This window comes from Nocardia citri (assembly GCF_054065835.1).
This window is the reverse complement of sequence record NZ_JBSUQM010000011.1, coordinates 135325-151551: the sequence shown is the minus strand read 5'-3', so window position 1 is coordinate 151551 and position 16227 is coordinate 135325. Positions and strand designations below refer to the sequence as shown.

Annotated in this window: 20 protein-coding genes and 1 riboswitch; of the genes, 13 read left to right on the top strand and 7 right to left on the bottom strand. The window is 64.4% G+C overall.

Annotation, left to right across the window (positions count from 1 at the left end; all coding sequences use genetic code 11):
• Positions 1 to 99 precede the first annotated feature (99 nt).
• Complete coding sequence (locus ACW2Q0_RS17965; protein WP_457191514.1) at positions 100 to 1215, top strand: DUF4349 domain-containing protein; 1116 nt, start codon at positions 100 to 102, stop codon at positions 1213 to 1215.
• Positions 1172 to 1402, top strand: a complete 231-nt coding sequence (locus ACW2Q0_RS17960) for a DUF167 domain-containing protein (RefSeq protein WP_457191512.1) — start codon at positions 1172 to 1174, stop codon at positions 1400 to 1402. Before ACW2Q0_RS17965 ends, ACW2Q0_RS17960 begins: the two co-directional genes overlap by 44 nt.
• A gap of 9 nt (positions 1403 to 1411) precedes the next feature.
• On the opposite strand, the gene ACW2Q0_RS17955 is transcribed toward ACW2Q0_RS17960, so the two are convergent.
• A complete protein-coding gene (locus tag ACW2Q0_RS17955) occupies positions 1412 to 1876 on the bottom strand; it encodes a tRNA (cytidine(34)-2'-O)-methyltransferase (RefSeq protein WP_457191510.1) in 465 nt (154 codons plus the stop codon).
• A gap of 267 nt (positions 1877 to 2143) precedes the next feature.
• On the opposite strand from ACW2Q0_RS17955, the gene ACW2Q0_RS17950 reads away from it, so the two are divergent.
• A complete protein-coding gene (locus tag ACW2Q0_RS17950) occupies positions 2144 to 2389 on the top strand; it encodes a DUF3017 domain-containing protein (protein ID WP_457191569.1) in 246 nt (81 codons plus the stop codon).
• A 157-nt stretch (positions 2390 to 2546) separates the two neighbouring features.
• On the opposite strand, the gene metX is transcribed toward ACW2Q0_RS17950, so the two are convergent.
• On the bottom strand, positions 2547 to 3701 hold the full coding sequence (gene metX / locus ACW2Q0_RS17945; RefSeq protein WP_457191508.1) for a homoserine O-acetyltransferase MetX: 1155 nt from the start codon (positions 3699 to 3701) through the stop codon (positions 2547 to 2549).
• 382 nt (positions 3702 to 4083) lie between these two features.
• Positions 4084 to 4194, bottom strand: a riboswitch (SAM riboswitch).
• A 209-nt stretch (positions 4195 to 4403) separates the two neighbouring features.
• Between metX and ACW2Q0_RS17940 the strand changes: the two genes are divergently transcribed.
• The 4 genes from ACW2Q0_RS17940 to ACW2Q0_RS17925 all read left to right on the top strand — a co-directional run bounded on the left by ACW2Q0_RS17940 (position 4404) and on the right by ACW2Q0_RS17925 (position 7681).
• The gene (locus ACW2Q0_RS17940) at positions 4404 to 4541 is read left to right on the top strand and encodes a hypothetical protein (RefSeq protein WP_457191506.1); all 138 of its coding nucleotides are present in this window, start codon (positions 4404 to 4406) and stop codon (positions 4539 to 4541) included.
• Between the two features lie 270 nt (positions 4542 to 4811).
• Positions 4812 to 6029, top strand: coding sequence for an NADP-dependent isocitrate dehydrogenase (locus ACW2Q0_RS17935; protein ID WP_457191505.1), 1218 nt, complete (start codon positions 4812 to 4814; stop codon positions 6027 to 6029).
• 112 nt (positions 6030 to 6141) lie between these two features.
• On the top strand, positions 6142 to 6306 hold the full coding sequence (locus ACW2Q0_RS17930) for a hypothetical protein (RefSeq protein ID WP_457191503.1): 165 nt from the start codon (positions 6142 to 6144) through the stop codon (positions 6304 to 6306).
• Positions 6307 to 6469: 163 nt separating this feature from the next.
• Complete coding sequence (locus ACW2Q0_RS17925; protein WP_457191501.1) at positions 6470 to 7681, top strand: MFS transporter; 1212 nt, start codon at positions 6470 to 6472, stop codon at positions 7679 to 7681.
• On the opposite strand, the gene ACW2Q0_RS17920 is transcribed toward ACW2Q0_RS17925, so the two are convergent.
• The gene (locus tag ACW2Q0_RS17920; RefSeq protein WP_457191499.1) at positions 7678 to 8121 is read right to left on the bottom strand and encodes a nitroreductase family deazaflavin-dependent oxidoreductase; all 444 of its coding nucleotides are present in this window, start codon (positions 8119 to 8121) and stop codon (positions 7678 to 7680) included. The genes ACW2Q0_RS17925 and ACW2Q0_RS17920 overlap by 4 nt on opposite strands.
• 156 nt (positions 8122 to 8277) lie before the next feature.
• On the opposite strand from ACW2Q0_RS17920, the gene ACW2Q0_RS17915 reads away from it, so the two are divergent.
• Positions 8278 to 8931: a TetR/AcrR family transcriptional regulator gene (locus ACW2Q0_RS17915; protein ID WP_457191497.1), complete on the top strand. Its 654-nt coding sequence runs from the start codon at positions 8278 to 8280 to the stop codon at positions 8929 to 8931.
• Between the two features lie 83 nt (positions 8932 to 9014).
• On the opposite strand, the gene ACW2Q0_RS17910 is transcribed toward ACW2Q0_RS17915, so the two are convergent.
• Positions 9015 to 9860 (bottom strand): alpha/beta fold hydrolase, encoded by an 846-nt coding sequence (locus ACW2Q0_RS17910; RefSeq protein WP_457191495.1) that lies wholly within the window; start codon positions 9858 to 9860, stop codon positions 9015 to 9017.
• A gap of 70 nt (positions 9861 to 9930) precedes the next feature.
• Between ACW2Q0_RS17910 and ACW2Q0_RS17905 the strand changes: the two genes are divergently transcribed.
• The 3 genes from ACW2Q0_RS17905 to ACW2Q0_RS17895 are packed head-to-tail and all read left to right on the top strand — an operon-like array spanning position 9931 to position 11768.
• On the top strand, positions 9931 to 10746 hold the full coding sequence (locus ACW2Q0_RS17905; RefSeq protein ID WP_457191493.1) for an exodeoxyribonuclease III: 816 nt from the start codon (positions 9931 to 9933) through the stop codon (positions 10744 to 10746).
• Positions 10747 to 10797: 51 nt separating this feature from the next.
• Positions 10798 to 11283, top strand: a complete 486-nt coding sequence (locus ACW2Q0_RS17900; RefSeq protein WP_457191491.1) for a ribonuclease domain-containing protein — start codon at positions 10798 to 10800, stop codon at positions 11281 to 11283.
• Positions 11283 to 11768, top strand: coding sequence for a barstar family protein (locus ACW2Q0_RS17895; RefSeq protein WP_457191489.1), 486 nt, complete (start codon positions 11283 to 11285; stop codon positions 11766 to 11768). Before ACW2Q0_RS17900 ends, ACW2Q0_RS17895 begins: the two co-directional genes overlap by 1 nt.
• A gap of 82 nt (positions 11769 to 11850) precedes the next feature.
• Here ACW2Q0_RS17895 and ACW2Q0_RS17890 read toward each other — a convergent pair whose 3' ends face one another.
• Complete coding sequence (locus tag ACW2Q0_RS17890) at positions 11851 to 12006, bottom strand: hypothetical protein (RefSeq protein WP_457191487.1); 156 nt, start codon at positions 12004 to 12006, stop codon at positions 11851 to 11853.
• A gap of 527 nt (positions 12007 to 12533) precedes the next feature.
• Between ACW2Q0_RS17890 and trpS the strand changes: the two genes are divergently transcribed.
• Entirely contained in the window at positions 12534 to 13568 is a 1035-nt protein-coding gene (gene trpS / locus ACW2Q0_RS17885) for a tryptophan--tRNA ligase (RefSeq protein ID WP_457191485.1), read from the top strand.
• A 66-nt stretch (positions 13569 to 13634) separates the two neighbouring features.
• Positions 13635 to 14654, top strand: coding sequence for an inner membrane protein YhjD (gene yhjD / locus ACW2Q0_RS17880; protein ID WP_457191483.1), 1020 nt, complete (start codon positions 13635 to 13637; stop codon positions 14652 to 14654).
• Between the two features lie 254 nt (positions 14655 to 14908).
• Here the strand turns inward: yhjD and ACW2Q0_RS17875 are convergent, their stop codons facing one another.
• Complete coding sequence (locus ACW2Q0_RS17875) at positions 14909 to 15292, bottom strand: hypothetical protein (RefSeq protein WP_457191481.1); 384 nt, start codon at positions 15290 to 15292, stop codon at positions 14909 to 14911.
• A 295-nt stretch (positions 15293 to 15587) separates the two neighbouring features.
• Positions 15588 to 16199 carry a hypothetical protein gene (locus tag ACW2Q0_RS17870; RefSeq protein WP_457191479.1) on the bottom strand — a complete coding sequence of 204 codons (612 nt, stop codon included), beginning with the start codon at positions 16197 to 16199 and terminating at the stop codon, positions 15588 to 15590.
• Positions 16200 to 16227 lie beyond the last annotated feature (28 nt).

The window sequence follows — 16227 nt, the reverse complement described above, 5'->3', positions numbered from 1 at the left end:
CACGATTCTTCGTGAAATTGGTCGGCGCCGCTTGGGCGTTCGGGGATGGCCCGCATCGTGTTTCGTGACCGAATTCGTCGCAGCGGCTACCCTGCGTCCATGCGGAAGCTTGCTGCGCTGGTGATCGGCCTGCTGGGTTTGACGTTGCTGGTCGGCTGTGGTGACGGCAACGGCGACAAGGCCGGCACAGGCCGGTCGGGCATGGCGACCGTCGCGCCGATGGCGCCGCCACCGAGTCTGCGCGAGGGCTCCCCGGCGAAGGGGGATACCGGCGGGACCACCGTCGAGGCGCGCAAGGAGGTCGTCACCGGCAGCGTCGACATCACTGCGGACGCCCCGATCAGGGCGGCCGGTCAGGTGACCGATCGGGTGCTCGAGGTCGGCGGCCGGGTCGACAGCCGCACCGAGCAGCCGGGGACCGGTGACACCGATCCGCAGTCCACGCTCACTGTGCGGGTGCCCGCGGATAAGACGGACAAGTTCATCGACGGCCTGAGCGGGGTCGGCCGGGTCACCCGGATGAGCACCAACCGCGACGATGTCACCATGCGGTGGGAGGACCTCGACGCCAGGATCAAGGCGCTGCAGGCCTCGGTCGACCGGTTGCGCACGCTCATCGCCGGTGCGACCAATACGGCGGATCTCATCGCCGCCGAACAGGCGCTGTCGAGTCGGCAGGGTGAGCTCGACAGCCTCACCGCGCAGAAGCGACATCTCGACGATCAGGTCGCGCTGTCCACACTCACCATCGACATCACCGCCCAGAACAAGGAATCCGACGAGGGGCCGACCAATTTCTGGGACGGCATCGTCTCCGGCTGGCATTCACTGGTGGGTTGGCTGAAGGACGCGGTGGTGTTCACCGGCAAGGCGATTCCGTGGCTCGGATTCGTCGTGGTGATCGGCGCGGTGGTGTGGGGCGTCGTGCGGGTGGTGCGGGGTGGCAAGCGCGACTCCTCGCGTCGGGGAGAATCCGAGGAGGGTAAGGCGGTAGTCGGCGCCCCGACCGGCGCTGGCGCGACGGCGGCGGAAGGTGCAGGAGCCGGGACGGGTACAGGTGTCGGGACCGGGACTGGTGCAGGGACGGATACCGGTGCTGAGACTGCGCCAGGCGCTGGAACCGGCGCGGGCACTGAGGCCGGGAAAAGCACTGGGACGATAGGAGATACAGGTGCCGACGGTCGTAAGGGCGACGATCAAGCCGAACAGCCGTAAGGGCCCACTCGTCGAAACCCTCGACGACGGCACCCTCCAGCTGTATGTCCGCGCCCCAGCCGTGGAAGGTAAGGCCAACAAGGCCGCCATCGAACTGCTCGCCGACCACTACGGTATCCCCAAATCCGCCGTCCGTCTGGCCGCAGGGGCCACCTCCCCCTTCAAACGCTTCGAAGTAGACCTTTGAGCGACAAGGTCATACCGCGCCGGGAAATCCGAACTGGCGCCAAGCCTCGTAGACGGTGACGGCGGCGGCATTGGAGAGGTTCATCGAGCGGCGGCCGGGCAGCATCGGAATGCGCAGTTGATCGGTGACGTGCGGATCATCGAGTACCGCTGTCGGCAACCCCGTCGGTTCGGTGCCGAACAGCAGCACATCCCCCTGTTGATAGGCCACATCGGTATACCGCGTGCTCGCCTGGGTAGTGAATGCGAAGACGCGCTCGGGCCGCACCGCCGCCCACGCCGCCGCGAGATTCTTGTGCACCGTCACCGAGGCCAGATCGTGGTAATCCAATCCGGCCCGCCGCAACTTCGCCTCCGAGAGGTCGAACCCCAGCGGCTCGACCAGATGCAGCTCACACCCGGTTCCCGCGACAAGTCGGATCGCATTGCCGGTATTTCCGGGAATAGCGGGCTCGTGAAACATCAAACGAAACACCAGTGCAGTCAACCAGGTCGCTCGGTCTACGCCGCGTAGTAGTCAGGGGCAATGTTCGATCAGGTGTCCGCTGGGCGGCAAAACCCGTTGCGGAGCAGGAGCCCTGCCTCGAAGCTCGGCGTGCGGCGCACGGCCGCGCCGCACTGGTGTCAGCGGCCGCACGCCGTCTGCAAGAATCGGGGCGTGACCGACGTTGACTCCTCTGCCGCCGAACGGCAGTCCGGCCGGACCAGCCTGGGTGCGCAGTTCCTGCGCGGCCATCTGCCTATGCTGGTCGTGACGGCGGTCATTCTGCTCGCGGTCGTTTTCGTGGCCTGGGACCGCTGGCGGCGCGGCGCGCTGTTCTTCGGTGGTGCGGCCCTGCTCGCGGCAACCTTCCGGCTGTGTCTGCCAACGGCCCGGGTCGGACTGCTCGCGGTGCGCAGCAGGCCGTTCGATGTCGCCGCGCTGAGCCTGCTCGGCACCGCCATAGTATTCATCGCCGCGACCATCAATACGCTGGGCGTCGGCTGAGACGCCCATACGGCGTCAGCTCCGGCTCGACGGGTGTCGCGCGGATGCGCTCGCGGGGTTGGCGACCCGGGTGCGGTGGGTGACGTCGGGATCGCGACTACGCGTCGACGAATGCTCCGTCCATGGCTACGAACCGGATTGCGAAGTCGGCGAAACTTCAGCTGGTGCGGCTGACCCGCGCCAATCGCATTGTTTCGGTCAGCAGCTTGGAAACCGCGGCGGCTTCGGTGAGGAAGCCGTCGTGACCGTCGCGGGAGTGCACGATCTCCAGGCCCTCGCAGCCCGGCAAACCGTCGGCCAATTCCTGCTGTGTTCGCAGCGGGTACAGGCGATCCGAGTCGACCCCGCCGACCACACACGGTACCGGGGTGGCGGCGAGCGCGGCCGCGATACCACCGCGCCCGCGGCCGATATCATGTCGGTTCATCGCCTCGGTCAGCAGGACATAGGTGGCGGGATCGAAGCGGGTGCAAAGCTTTTCGGCCTGGTGGTCCAGATAGCTCTGTACCGCGTAGCGGCCGCCGTTGCGCGGATCCTCATCACCCTGCGCATTGTTCTCGAAGCGGTGATCGAGTTCGCCCTCGGTGCGGTAGGTCAGGTGGGCGATGCGGCGGGCGATGCCCATACCGGTCATCGGGGCGCGGTCGGTGTCATGGTAATCCCCGCCCTGCCAGTCCGGATCGGCCTTGATGGCGGCGATTTGCGTTGTCTGCGTACCGATCTGGTCGGCGGTCGCGCGTGCGCCGACGGCCAGTACCAGTGCGGATCCGACCCGCTCCGGTGCGCCGACGATCCATTCCAGCACCCGCATACCACCCATCGAACCGCCGACGACGGCGGCCAGGCGTTCGATGCCGAGCAGATCCAGCAGTGCCGCTTCCGCGGTCACCTGATCCCGGATCGAGATTTCCGGAAACCTTGCACCCCAAGGCTTTCCATCCGGCGCCAGCGTCGAGGGGCCGGTGCTGCCCTTGCATCCGCCCAGCACATTCGTCGCGATGACACACCATTCGTCGGTATCCACCGGTGCCCCCGGACCGACCATGCCGTCCCACCAGCCGGGCAGCGGATGAATGTCGTCGGGCACCCCGACGACATGCGAATCGCCGGTCAGCGCGTGCTCGACGAGCACCACATTGTCCAATGTGGGGGAGAGCTCGCCCCAGCGCTGCACGGCCAGATGCACGTCCGGGATGATCGCGCCGCTTTCCAGCCGCACATCCCCGATGGCGAAGATGCCGAGCTGCCCGTCCGGCGGTGGCAGGGCTGCCGCTGACGGGTGCGCGGTACTCGGGTCAGCGCTCACGGTCACGACTCCGCCTCGCTGGCGCTCGGCTCCGCCGTGACCGAGGGTGCTGTGTTGATGGTTCGCTCGCTGCGCTCCCTCACGTCCGCCTCGCTGGCGCTGGGCTCCGTCGTGACCGCGCTCATGACGTCACCCCCGCGGAACTGTGCGTCGCCGACGCCGGATGAATCACGAGAGAACGCACGGCCCCGATGTTAGCTACCCGGCTGAACCGGGCCGCGGTCCGGTAGATCGGGCGGGTGGATGCGCCGGTGATCTGCGCGCTCGCGACGAACCGATCGGCCGCGGACGCGATGGGGTCACTCATGTCGTGCTCCAAGGTGTTGTTCGCCGACAGGTCTTATCGAAGTGCGGGTGACGGACAACAACTCATCGGAATACCTCCTGAAGTGCGCGCTTGCCCTCGACCATCGAGAGCCCGGTCATCACCCGGAGCACCCCACCGCTGCTGGAGGGTTGCCGTCCAGCAAGCCGGGGCTTCGCGCTGGCACTCATGACCTGACGGACATGGTAACCGCCGGGCGGTCGGCGACTGAAATCCGTTACCGGTTTTCCACTGGTTCGGGCACCGACTGTTGAATGCGGCACAGCAGATCGGCGGCGTGGTCGGCACCGCACGGCGCACCGCCATCTCGGTGCAGACGGCCATAACCTTCGTGCAGAACAACCCGACGCTCGACAACCTGCGCCTCGATCCACAGCTGCGACGTGGCGTGCTATGGCGGCGCCGGGTGCTTCCTCGCGGCAATTCCGGTGATCGCGTTGATGATTCGGGACAAGCCGGAAAACCTGATCAGCGGATTCGAGGAAGGCGCGGATTCCGGTCGCAGTCTGATCCTGAAATAGCGTGTCCGGGTGTCCGACGAGATACCCGGACATTGCTGTCTCGCGCCGCGTCGCCGACCTACTTGTCGGTAACAATTCCGGGCGGGCTCACATGGGGGGCTGCCCGCGCGGTGAGCTCAGTGGCAGCAGTACGCTTGTCTTGTTTGCACCACACGTCTCGCGGACAACGCGGGACATATACGTTGTCTGTTGGAACAGCTGGGGTCCGCTCACAAGCGTGTTCGCCTGGCCGTGCAATGAGGGCACCATCCTAGGAGGACACGAAGATCCATGTCCAAGATCAAGGTTGAAGGCACCGTCGTCGAACTCGACGGCGACGAGATGACCCGGATCATCTGGCAGTTCATCAAGGACAAGCTGATCCACCCGTATCTCGATCTGAACCTCGAGTACTACGACCTCGGTATCGAATACCGCGACAAAACAGACGACCAGGTCACGATCGACGCGGCGAACGCGATCAAGGAACACGGTGTCGGCGTGAAATGCGCCACGATCACCCCGGATGAGGCCAGGGTCGAGGAATTCGGCCTGAAGAAGATGTGGCGCTCGCCCAACGGCACCATCCGCAACATCCTCGGCGGAACCATTTTCCGCGCGCCGATCATCATCTCGAACGTGCCGCGTCTGGTCCCGGGCTGGACCAAGCCCATCATCATCGGCCGTCACGCCTTCGGCGATCAATACCGCGCCACCGACTTCAAGGTGTTCCAGGGCGGCACCGTCACCCTCACCTTCACTCCCGACGACGGCAGCGAGCCGATCGTGCACGAGGTCGTGAAGATGCCCGAGGACGGCGGCGTCGTGATGGGGATGTACAACTTCAAGAAGTCCATCGAGGACTTCGCGCGGGCCTCGTTCAACTACGGCCTGCAGCAGAACTACCCGGTCTACATGTCGACCAAGAACACCATCCTGAAGGCATACGACGGCATGTTCAAGGACACCTTCCAGGAGGTGTTCGACGCCGAGTTCAAGACCCAGTTCGACGCGGCGGGCCTCACCTACGAGCATCGCCTGATCGACGATATGGTCGCCTCCTCCATGAAATGGGAGGGCGGCTACGTCTGGGCCTGCAAGAACTACGACGGCGACGTGCAGTCCGACACCGTGGCCCAAGGCTTCGGCTCGCTCGGCCTGATGACCTCGGTGCTGCTCACCCCGGACGGCAAGACCTGCGAGGCCGAGGCCGCGCACGGCACTGTCACGCGGCACTACCGCCAGCACCAGCAGGGCAAGCCGACCTCGACCAATCCGATCGCGTCGATCTTCGCCTGGACGCGCGGCCTCGAGCACCGCGGCAAGCTGGACAACACTCCCGAGGTGATCGGCTTCGCGCAGACCCTCGAGGATGTCGTCATCAAGACCGTCGAAGGCGGCCAGATGACCAAGGACCTTGCGCTGCTCGTCGGCGGCGATCAGGGCTACCTGACCACCGAGGAGTTCCTCGGTGCGCTCGACGCCAACTTGGCCCGCGCCCTGCGCTGAGCTCCCCCGCCTCTGCGCGCCTTTTGCCGCCGGTCGTCGGTGCCGCGAGATCTTCGCACCAGGCCGCCGGTAACGGCGCGGCTGAGGTCTGGGCGTCCCCGACGAGTTACCCATGTTCGAGCGAAATCGGTTGTCGCTCGAGCAGGCTGATGTGAACCGGGCTCCACTTGTTACGCGGAGCCTCGGTGCTGATCCGGGCACCCGCACCGCACCGGTGGTACGGGTGCCCGCACTGTTTCGCGACCCGTGTGTCACCGTCGTCGGCATTCCGATGTGAACGGTCGGATCGCGATATCTGGTGCGGGGATCGAGGCAGGTTCGCCGTGTGGTGCCCGGAATGCGCGGTATGCGGGTGCGGCTTTCGATTTCGCGACGCTGACGTGGGGGAACTCACGCTTGCAGGGGAAGCGTGGGCAGTCGCCGGGCGGTTACATCACTACGTGACCGATACCGCTGCCACGCATACCCCAGCATCCGCCGAGGCCGAGCGGACGGGCTGGCATATTCCGGCGATGCTCGCGCTGGCCCTCGGTGGATTCGGGATCGGCACAACCGAATTCGTCACCATGGGTTTGTTGCCCGATATCGCGAGCGCCATGCACGTCTCCGAGCCGACCGCAGGGCATGCCGTATCGGCCTATGCGCTCGGCGTTGTCGTCGGCGCACCGCTGATCGCCGCACTCGCCGCGCGGGTGCCGCGCAAACGTCTGCTCGTCGCCCTCATGGTCGCGTTCACTATCGGAAACGCGGCGACGGTTATTGCGCCCACGTTCGACACTCTGGTCATCGCGCGATTTGTTTCCGGCCTGCCGCACGGCGCGTACTTCGGTGTCGCCTCGCTGGCCGCTGCCACATTGGCACCTGTAGGCCAGCGCGCAAAAGCGGTCGCCGCGGTTATGCTGGGACTGAGCGCCGCCAATGTTGTCGGCGTTCCCAGTGCGACCTGGCTGGGCCAGCATCTGGGTTGGCGCGATGCCTTCGTAGTGGCCGCGCTCGTCGGTGTCGCGACCGTCGCGGCCCTGCTCCGATTCGTTCCCGAGCTGCACGGTATCCGGATCACCAACCCGATGACCGAACTCGGCGCACTGCGTCGCTCGCAGGTGCTGCTGACCCTGCTGGTCGGCGCGATCGGCTTCGGCGGCATGTTCGCCGTCTATACCTACATCACCACCACGCTGACCGATGTGGCCGGGATGGCACTCGGTCTGGTGCCGTTCGTGCTCATGCTCTTCGGGCTCGGCATGGTCGCGGGCAATATTGTCGGCGGCATCTTGGCCGATCGCGGCGTCGACCGGGCGATCTACCTGTCGATGATCGCCATGGTCGTCATCCTCGCGGGATTCGTTGCCGCCGCACATAACCCGTACACGGCGGCGGTCGGTGCCTTCTTCATCGGCGCATCGGGTGCCGCGCTCGCGCCCGGTCTGCAGACCCGGCTGATGGATGTCGCCGCCGACGCTCAGACCCTCGCCGCGGCGCTCAATCACGCGGCCCTCAATATCGCCAATGCGGCGGGCGCCTGGTTGGGCGGACTCGTCATCGCGGCGGGCCTGGGCTACACCGCGCCCGCGACCGTCGGTGCGGGGCTGGCGGTGCTGGGTGTGCTGCTGTTCACGGTGACCTTCTGGACCGGTCGGCGCGCCGTGGCTTAGGCGCTGGGTTTTCCGGCGCTGGGTTTTCCGGCGTTGGGTTGCAGCGCGACGACCGGAATCACCCGATCGGTCTTGGTCTCGTATTCGGCGAAGCCCGGCATGACCGCCACCATCGCGGCGTAGAGCCGATCGCGTTCCGGACCTCCGGTGATCGGGGTGGCCGTCGCCTCCATGGTTTCGGTGCCGATCTCCAGCGTGACCTTCGGATTCGCCAGCACATTGTGATACCAGTCCGGGTTGACGGGCGCGCCGGCCTTGGACGCGACGATCACCACACGGTCGCCGTCGCGGATATAGGCCGTCGGGTTCGTGCGCGGCAGTCCGGTTTTCGCACCGATCGTGGTGAGCAGCAGTAGATCCTTGCCCTCGAACGGGCCGCCGACCTTGCCCGCATTCGCCCGGAACTCCGCGATGATGTTCTGATTCCAATCGTTGGCCATCTGCGCTCCTCGGATCGAGAAATCGGGTCGAGGTAATCGTCGCCGATGGGCGGACCGATCAGATCACTTTTTTGAAGAATCCGCGCAGGTCGGCGAGTAACCGCGGCAGACGGCAAATGAACGTACAGATCTGTATGTAAGTGTAGAGTCGCCGGAATGACCAGGCCCGAAGCGCCCAAGCAGCAGCGCCGCACGCAGGAGCAGCGCAGTAGTGAAATGCGCACCCGGCTGCTCGACGCCACCATCGACTGCCTGGTCGAATACGGTTACGCGGGGACCACGACGCCGCGGGTCGCGGAGCGGGCCGGGGTCACCCGTGGGGCGCAGGTGCACCACTTCGGGTCCAAGACCGATCTGGTGGTCGCGACGATCAGCCATCTGGCGCAGTTGCGCGCGGAGACCGCGATGCGGGAGATGGCCGAGGTCCAAGGCGGTAACGACCCCGTCGGGGCGGCCCTGGACTTCCTCTGGGAGCTCCATCAGGGGCCGCTGTTCATAGCCACCGCCGAGCTGTGGCTGGCGGGCCGGACCGATCCGGTACTCGCCTCGGCCATGGATAAGGTCGAACCGTTCGTCAACAATGCGGTGCTGATGGCGGTCACCCGATTCGTCCCGGATGAGATACGGCGCAAGCAAGCTCGCGATTTCGTCGACACCGCGATGGATGCGCTGCACGGGATCCTGGTCTCCAACTTCATAGATCCGGATTCCGAACGGGCGCACCGGCGTTGGCGGCGGGCGTCGGTGCATCTACGCGAGATCGCGACCGCCGCGCTGGCCGCGCGGCCATTGCCGGGGCACGCCGAATAGCCAATGGGCTCTTCGCCGCCGTTGACCTGCCCTGTGCGGTCGGCGCAGCACGTGTGCGGCGGTGAACGGCATGTGGTGTGTTTTCAGACAGCGCGCAAGTGGGTGCGGCTGGCGTAGATATGTTCGGCGATCAACGTTGCTATGCGGTCGGGCGCTTCGAGCATGGGGACGTGCCCGACGCCGTTGACCAGGATGCGATCGGCGGAGTCGGGCAGTTCCTGCAGGAAGCGGCGTGCGTACACGCGGTTGGGGATGATCCGGTCGTATTCGGCCATCAGCAGGCGCACCGGGGTCGGGAGGGTCGATAGGTCTTCCAGTGCGGGAGCTCGCACGGTGCCCATGATCATCGGAATCATGGCATCGCAATGCAGGGTGGCCGTGATCACGGCGGCGATATCGCGCCGCGAGACGGCGGCGGCGTTCTTACTGAGCAACAGCAGCACGAACCGCTGCACGATCGGATTGTTGATCGCGAATCCGCCGAGCCGCTTGCCGATTTGGACGAGCGGCACCAGCGACAGGAACTTCGCGCCCGCACGGAACTGAATGAGCGAGGGCGAGTGCCAACCGCCCGCCGGTGCGATCGCGGTCAGGGTGCGGGCCCGGCCCCGGCGGGCCAGTTCGAATCCGACCCAGCCGCCGAGCGAATTGCCCGCGATATGGCAGGTACGCCAACCGAGTTCGTCGAGTTGATCCTCGATCTGATCGGCGAAGGCATGGGTATCGGTCAACCGGCCGTCGATCGGTTCGCCACCCCAGTGGCCTGCGAAGGCCGGGGCGAATACCTCGCAATGCGCGGAAAGCCGCAGCGCAACCTGTTCCCAGCAGTGCGGCGAGAGCATGAACCCGTGCAGGAGCAGGACCGGATCACCGGATCCGATATGCAGCGCTTTGATCGGGGCGGGGGAGTTGGTGGTGCCTGACTTCATTGTCGATCACCCCTTCCTGGACTGCGATGTCCCGGGGGAATTCCTCTGACCAGCATTGTACGGTCGTGAGGTGCCTTATATCATCTCGTCGATCAACGTGAACGGCGTCCGTGCGGCGACCGGTAAGACGGGCAGGGGGATGCTCGAGTGGCTGGCAGCCACCGAGGCCGACATCATCTGCCTTCAGGAGACCCGGGCAACCGATGAGCAGACCCGCGCGGCGCTCGCGCCCGCGCTGGAAGCGGGCTGGTATCTGACGCATGCCGAGCCGGGGGCGAAGGGGCGGGCCGGAGTGGGCATCCTGTCCCGTCGGGAACCGCGGGCCGTGCGCATCGGAATCGGTCGCTGGCAGGACGGAACCTGGGACCCCAGTGCCGAATTCGCCGGTACCGGACGCTATGTCGAGGCCGAATTCGACGAACTGACCGTGGCCAGCGTGTATGTGCACACCGGCGAGGCGGATACGCCGATGCAGGACGAAAAGTACCGTTTCCTCGACGAAATCGGCACCCATATGCGCGCGCAGACCAGCGATTTCGTGATCTGCGGCGACTGGAATGTCGCGCATACCGAATTCGATATCAAGAACTGGAAGGGCAACCTGAAGAACTCCGGCTTCCTCCCGCAGGAGCGGGCCTGGATCGATGGCATGCTCGCCGCCGGATACGTGGATGTGGTTCGCAGCCTGCATCCCGGTGTCGCGGGCCCGTATAGCTGGTGGTCCTACCGGGGCCGCGCCTACGACAATGATGCGGGTTGGCGCATCGATTACCACCTGGCGCGGGGCGAGGTGGCCACCCGGGCGAAGCAGGCCGTGGTCGAACGCGCCGCCACCTATGCCGAACGTTGGTCCGACCATGCGCCCGTCACGGTGCAATATCGATGAGATTCAGGCGAAGATGATTCACGACATGGCAGTGCTGGAGATCGGGATCGCATGAATATTTCCTCGAAGCGGGTTCGCGCCTTCGCCGCACTCGGTGTGGCCTTGATGGCCTTGGTGATCGCATTGCTCGCCTCGCGCGGTGGCGGGGACAGCAAACCTACCGCGGCCTCGGTCACCTCGACCACTCGCAGCGCCAGCGTGGTCGCGCCGGCGCGCGGCCCTGATGTGATTACCACATCCATCGTTCGAGCCCCTGGTGTGCCGGACCGTGCCTACGCGACCCTGGCCGAAATCGACGCCGGCCGCTGGCCGGATTCGGCGAACGCGTCCGGCACCAAGGGCGGTGACCGTTGGATGAACCGCGCCGGCACGCTGCCTGCCAAGGATTCGGCGGGCACGGCCATCACCTACCAGGAATGGGATGTGAATCCGAAGCAGCCGAACCGTTCCCGCGATGCCGAACGCATTGTGACCGGCAGCGACGGTTCCGCCTGGTACACCAGCGACCACTACGAAACCTTCACGAGGATGCGCTGATGACAGTTCCGTTATCGCAGTTCCTTGCCCGTCCCGAGGCCGGGCGGTCCATCGACCGGGCGGCCTCGGCGCCGACCGCCGTCCTCGGTGCCCTCCCCGTCGATGCCCCAACACTCAGTGGCGTGCGTTACGACGCCCCCGTCGACTACGCGGTGCGGGAACTACGCGGGCCAAAAATGCGCACTACCGCACGCGTTTTCGACGAATTCGCGGCCGCGTTCCAATTCCCGTACTACTTCGGTGCGAATAAGGACGCCTTCGACGAATGTCTGCGCGATCTTGATGATTTCGTCGGTCCCGCCGCCGGATACGTTGCCGTGATCCGCGATTCGGCCGATCTGCTCGTCGACGAACTGGAGGAACGCGCCTGGTTCACCGAAGCCATGCGCGAAGCCGCCGACTACTGGTCCACCAAGGGCCTGGCCTTCCGTGTCGTGCTGCAAGGCGAACCATCGGACCCGGAGATCGTCCGCCTGAGTCCGTAGGGTGTTCAGGTGAGGCGGCGGGCGAGGTCCTCGCCGAGGAGTACGAAGACGTCGGTGGTGTGGTCGATCAGTTCGTCCCGGGTCAGGGGCAGGTCGTCCTGAAGCCAGGCGGTGAGGTTTGGACCAGGCCGCCGACCAGGTAGGTCGCGCGAAAGTCGATGGCGGGATCCGGATGCGGGTCGGTGACGCCGTAGAAGTCGATGCCCTCGGCGGCGACCAGGCGGGCGAAAACCCGCACCGTCTGGTTCGTGCGGGCGCGCAGGTCGGCGTGTGCCCTATCCGCAGCACAGGCCGATGCGCCAGGTCGTCGACGCGTTCTACCTGCTGGTACAGGCAGCCTGCCGCCGCGCATCCGCGAGATGTACGGGATCCGCTGGGGGTTGCCCGAGCAACTCGCCTTCCACGCTGGCCCAAGGCGTGCGCACACATCGCACCGCCGGTGCTGCCACCGGTGTTGTGTGCGACGCCGGCGGGTCCGAGCGCGCCGGTCTACAAATTGTTATCCAAGCGGGAACGCGAACTGCACAGCACCGGCCGTCCGAGTATGCCTGGCCTCGACCCACGAAACTGGGCGGCGCGAAATTCCGCGTGAGCTGCCGTCGCGAGCGACGGGTCCGGAAGTGAGGCATAAACCACGGAGTGGCCCGGTGACCGCCGTCGATCGAATACCGCGCGAGCGACGGGCCCGGAGGCGGTAGTGAGGCGTGTAACCATGGAAGGACCCGCGAACGCCGCCGATCGAACACCACATGCGAAGATCGGGATATGTCCAGTCCTGCTCAGACGAACCCGGCCGCTGAACGCAAACAGCGGGTGCTGTCCGGGATCCAGCCCACCAGCGCGTCCTTCCATCTCGGCAACTACCTTGGGGCGCTGCAGTACTGGGTGACGATGCAGGACGATTACGACGCGCTGTACTTCATCCCGGATATGCACGCGATCACCGTGTCGCAGGATCCGAAGGAACTGCGCCGGCGTACCAAGGCCGCGGCCGCCCAGTTGCTCGCGCTCGGTATCGACCCCAAGCGTTCCACCCTCTTCGTGCAGAGCCAGGTGCCCGAGCATGCCGAGCTGACGTGGGTGCTCAGCTGCATCACCGGATTCGGCGAGGCCAGCCGGATGACCCAGTTCAAGGACAAGTCGGTCAAACAGGGTGCGGATAACGCCAGCGTGGGACTGTTCACCTATCCGGTGCTGATGGCCGCCGACATCCTGCTCTACCGCGCGCATCAGGTGCCGGTCGGCGAGGATCAGCGTCAGCATCTGGAGTTGACCCGAAATCTGGCTCAGCGCTTCAACACTCGGTTCAAGAAGACCTTCGTGGTGCCGGAGGCGCATATCGTCAAGGGCACCGCGAAGATCTACGACCTGCAGGATCCGACATCGAAGATGAGTAAGTCGGCCTCCACCGATGCCGGTCTGATCAACTTGCTCGACGATCCGAAGGTCTCCGCCAAGAAGATTCGCTCCGCGGTCACCGATAACGAGCGCGAAATCCGCTACGACCCGGAGATCAAGGCGGGTGTCAGCAATCTGCTGGTGATCCTGAGTTCACTGAGTGGCACCCCGATCGTCACGCTGGAAGGCGACTATGCCGGTAAGGGTTACGGCGATCTGAAGTCCGACGTCGCCGACGCGCTTGTCGAATTTGTCACCCCGCTGCAGGTAAAGGTGCAAGAGTACCTGGCGGATCAGGGTGAACTCGACCGCATTCTCGCCGCTGGTGCCGAGCGGGCGCGTGAGATCGCGGGCAACACGCTGGCGCAGGTTTACGACCGGGTGGGGTTTTTGGCCCACTAGCCGGGGAATACCGGTACCGACCGCTTGCGGATCAACACCGCGGTCTCTGTTGAAGGGGCGTGACAGGTGCAGGTGATCGACAACATCAAGGCGGCGTTCGAACGGCGGATCCAGTCGCGACCATGGCTGGATCACCTGATCCGCGCGGGCGGAAACTATCAGCGGCAACGCGGTGATTACTACGCGGCCGGGATCACGTATTTCACGGTGCTGTCGCTGTTTCCGATGTTGATGGTCGCCTTCGCGATCGCGGGTTCCGTGCTGTCGGGCGATCCGGAAATGCTCACCGAACTGCGGAACAAGATCATCGAGAACATTCCGGGATCACTCGGCGGCCAGCTCAATGATCTGATCGATCAGGCGGTCCGATCGCGCGGCACGGTCGGCACGCTCGGTCTGCTCGTCGGTGTCTACACCGGACTCGGCTGGATGGCGAATCTGCGGGCGGCACTGACCGAACAGTGGGAACAGACGACCCCCGAAGGCAATTGGTTCCTCAGCAAACTCTCCGACCTCGGTGCATTGATCGGGCTCGGCTTGGCCTTCGTGGTCTCGATCGGCCTGTCCACGCTGGCATCGAGCACCCTCGGCGCGCGACTGCTGACCACTTTCCGCCTGTCGGAGTTGCCCGGCGCCCGGCTGCTCCTGGTCCTCATTTCGATACTGCTCGGCTTCCTCGCTTCGTGGGCGGTCTTCGTCTGGATGATCGCGCGCCTGCCCCGCGAGCCGGTCACGTTGCGAAGTGCCGCCCGAGCCGCGGCGATCGCCGCAGTGGTCTTCGAACTCTTCAAATACGTCGCGTCGTTCTACCTGCAGATCGTGCTACACAGCCCCGCGGGCGCGGTATTCGGATCGATCATCGGCCTGATGGTGTTCACCTACACCACCTATCGCATCATCCTGTTCGCAACCGCTTGGGCCGCAACAGCATCCGAAAACGAGATCGAAGCCGAAATCCCCCCACCCGCCCCCGCCGTAATCAAACCCCGCGCGAGTGCCCCCAGCGTCTCGATGGGTACCGCCGCCGCTTCCTTCGGCGTGGGAGCGCTTGCAGCGCTAGTCCTTTCAGGATTGCGCCGCCGCTGAACGCGGTCACTGCTCTCAGTTCCGCGCACAAATTCGCACGCCGCGCAGGGGCCCGAACTGTACGACCGTGTATTTCAACTCGTCGATATTTGCAGCTGTCTTACCCAATTCTAGCGCCACTTCATTCAGCTAAACCTTGGAAACGTCTTCGAGGAGCCGAGGTCTACGTTCAAATCTCTAGCCATCGACAATCACTCCGCAACTGTTCGATTCTCGAAGATATTTACGGATGAGCCTGATCGCCGTCCCCATAATTATGGATCCACGATCTTCCAGATCGTCCTCTCGGCTTCCTTGGATGGAACGCCGTTCCACGGGTGTTCTTGGAAATTCTCATCGGTTAGCAGTGTTCGGTACTTCGGCCTCGCGGTACCCCAGTTGTTGATGTCCACGACCGAAGTACGCTGTCCGATTTCGGTTTTCTTGAGAAGGTGTGCGATATCAGTAGCGACCGGACGTAGATCGTCTGGGCTTGTCGAGGCCGCCACGTCGAGATGGACGGTAATGTGCATTGTGTCCGGTTTTTCTCGTGCAGTGCCCGTTGTCACCATGAACAAGCAGGTTCCCGTAGGAAACTTTATTCTAGCAATTTTCGCCGTCAGGTATTTCTCATCTGGTTTCCTCGAGTCGGTGATCATTGTGCTGGTGCATGCTACCGGGCTCGCTGTCGCTGCTACTGGCGAACTCGACTCGGCGGTTGGCGCAACTAATTCCCTTGTGCTACACGATGTCAAAACGAACACACCTGCGACCACTGCTATTATATTCGGAGCCGAATAGAGATGATCAAGGCCTTCCGTCGAGTGGGCATACGCCATGAGAGATTATCGTCGGCCCGAGACTGCTGTCCGCGCACTATGCCACTCCGTCCTGCTTCCAATCTTCCAATCGGTGTCGGGTGCGCGACGCGGACCGCCCTGCATTGCGTATACCCTATTTCGCGAACTCTTCGATTTGGATGCTCCAATAGGTGTCGCTTTCCGTTGTTCCCACTGCCGGTCGTTCCACGGCTTTCACCTCAGACTCTGGTATTGCGCCCCGATAAGCCGTGTACCGTGGATTGCGGTCACTGTATGCGTACACGACTTTGCCATTATTGACGAATACTTGTATGAGAGAGTCGGACATAAAAGGGAGACCCCACCAGTCCAATCCCTTCGTCCCGAGAGCATCGTTGAGGCTTTCCTTTGTGGCGGACGAGAAGCTGTACATCCGGTCCCATGAACTCACCGGAATCCCGGATTCGGTAATGAGGTCCCCGAGTCGAGCTGTGCCGTGAGAGTTCCGAACACGTTCGAATGCTTCCGCCAGAGCTGGACTCTCTTGTTCGACGATGACTTTTTCGTCGGCCGACGACAGATCGCAGCCGGCGGGCAGGAGCAGGATTGCCGCCAGCCCGAGTGCAGGGAGCAGACGCATACCGGGGGTCAGATTCGCGCCGCGCAGGTTTTCGCCCCGCGATTTCGTGCGCGGGGCGAAAACGTGCGCAGGAGCACCATTCCTTACAGTGTGCCGGAGGACTTCAATTCCGTTATCCGAGGCCATATTTCGTCGTCGGGTGGAAAGTTCGATG

Coding starts and splice junctions, on each gene's coding strand:
- ACW2Q0_RS17965 (WP_457191514.1), top strand. CDS start 100: ATGCGGAAGCTTGCTGCGCTGGTGATCGGCCTGCTGGGTTTGACGTTG.
- ACW2Q0_RS17950 (WP_457191569.1), top strand. CDS start 2,144: ATGCTGGTCGTGACGGCGGTCATTCTGCTCGCGGTCGTTTTCGTGGCC.
- ACW2Q0_RS17935 (WP_457191505.1), top strand. CDS start 4,812: ATGTCCAAGATCAAGGTTGAAGGCACCGTCGTCGAACTCGACGGCGAC.
- ACW2Q0_RS17930 (WP_457191503.1), top strand. CDS start 6,142: ATGTTCGAGCGAAATCGGTTGTCGCTCGAGCAGGCTGATGTGAACCGG.
- ACW2Q0_RS17920 (WP_457191499.1), bottom strand. CDS start 8,121: ATGGCCAACGATTGGAATCAGAACATCATCGCGGAGTTCCGGGCGAAT.
- ACW2Q0_RS17915 (WP_457191497.1), top strand. CDS start 8,278: ATGACCAGGCCCGAAGCGCCCAAGCAGCAGCGCCGCACGCAGGAGCAG.
- ACW2Q0_RS17910 (WP_457191495.1), bottom strand. CDS start 9,860: ATGAAGTCAGGCACCACCAACTCCCCCGCCCCGATCAAAGCGCTGCAT.
- ACW2Q0_RS17900 (WP_457191491.1), top strand. CDS start 10,798: ATGAATATTTCCTCGAAGCGGGTTCGCGCCTTCGCCGCACTCGGTGTG.
- ACW2Q0_RS17895 (WP_457191489.1), top strand. CDS start 11,283: ATGACAGTTCCGTTATCGCAGTTCCTTGCCCGTCCCGAGGCCGGGCGG.
- trpS (WP_457191485.1), top strand. CDS start 12,534: ATGTCCAGTCCTGCTCAGACGAACCCGGCCGCTGAACGCAAACAGCGG.
- ACW2Q0_RS17875 (WP_457191481.1), bottom strand. CDS start 15,292: ATGATCACCGACTCGAGGAAACCAGATGAGAAATACCTGACGGCGAAA.
- ACW2Q0_RS17870 (WP_457191479.1), bottom strand. CDS start 16,199: ATGGCCTCGGATAACGGAATTGAAGTCCTCCGGCACACTGTAAGGAAT.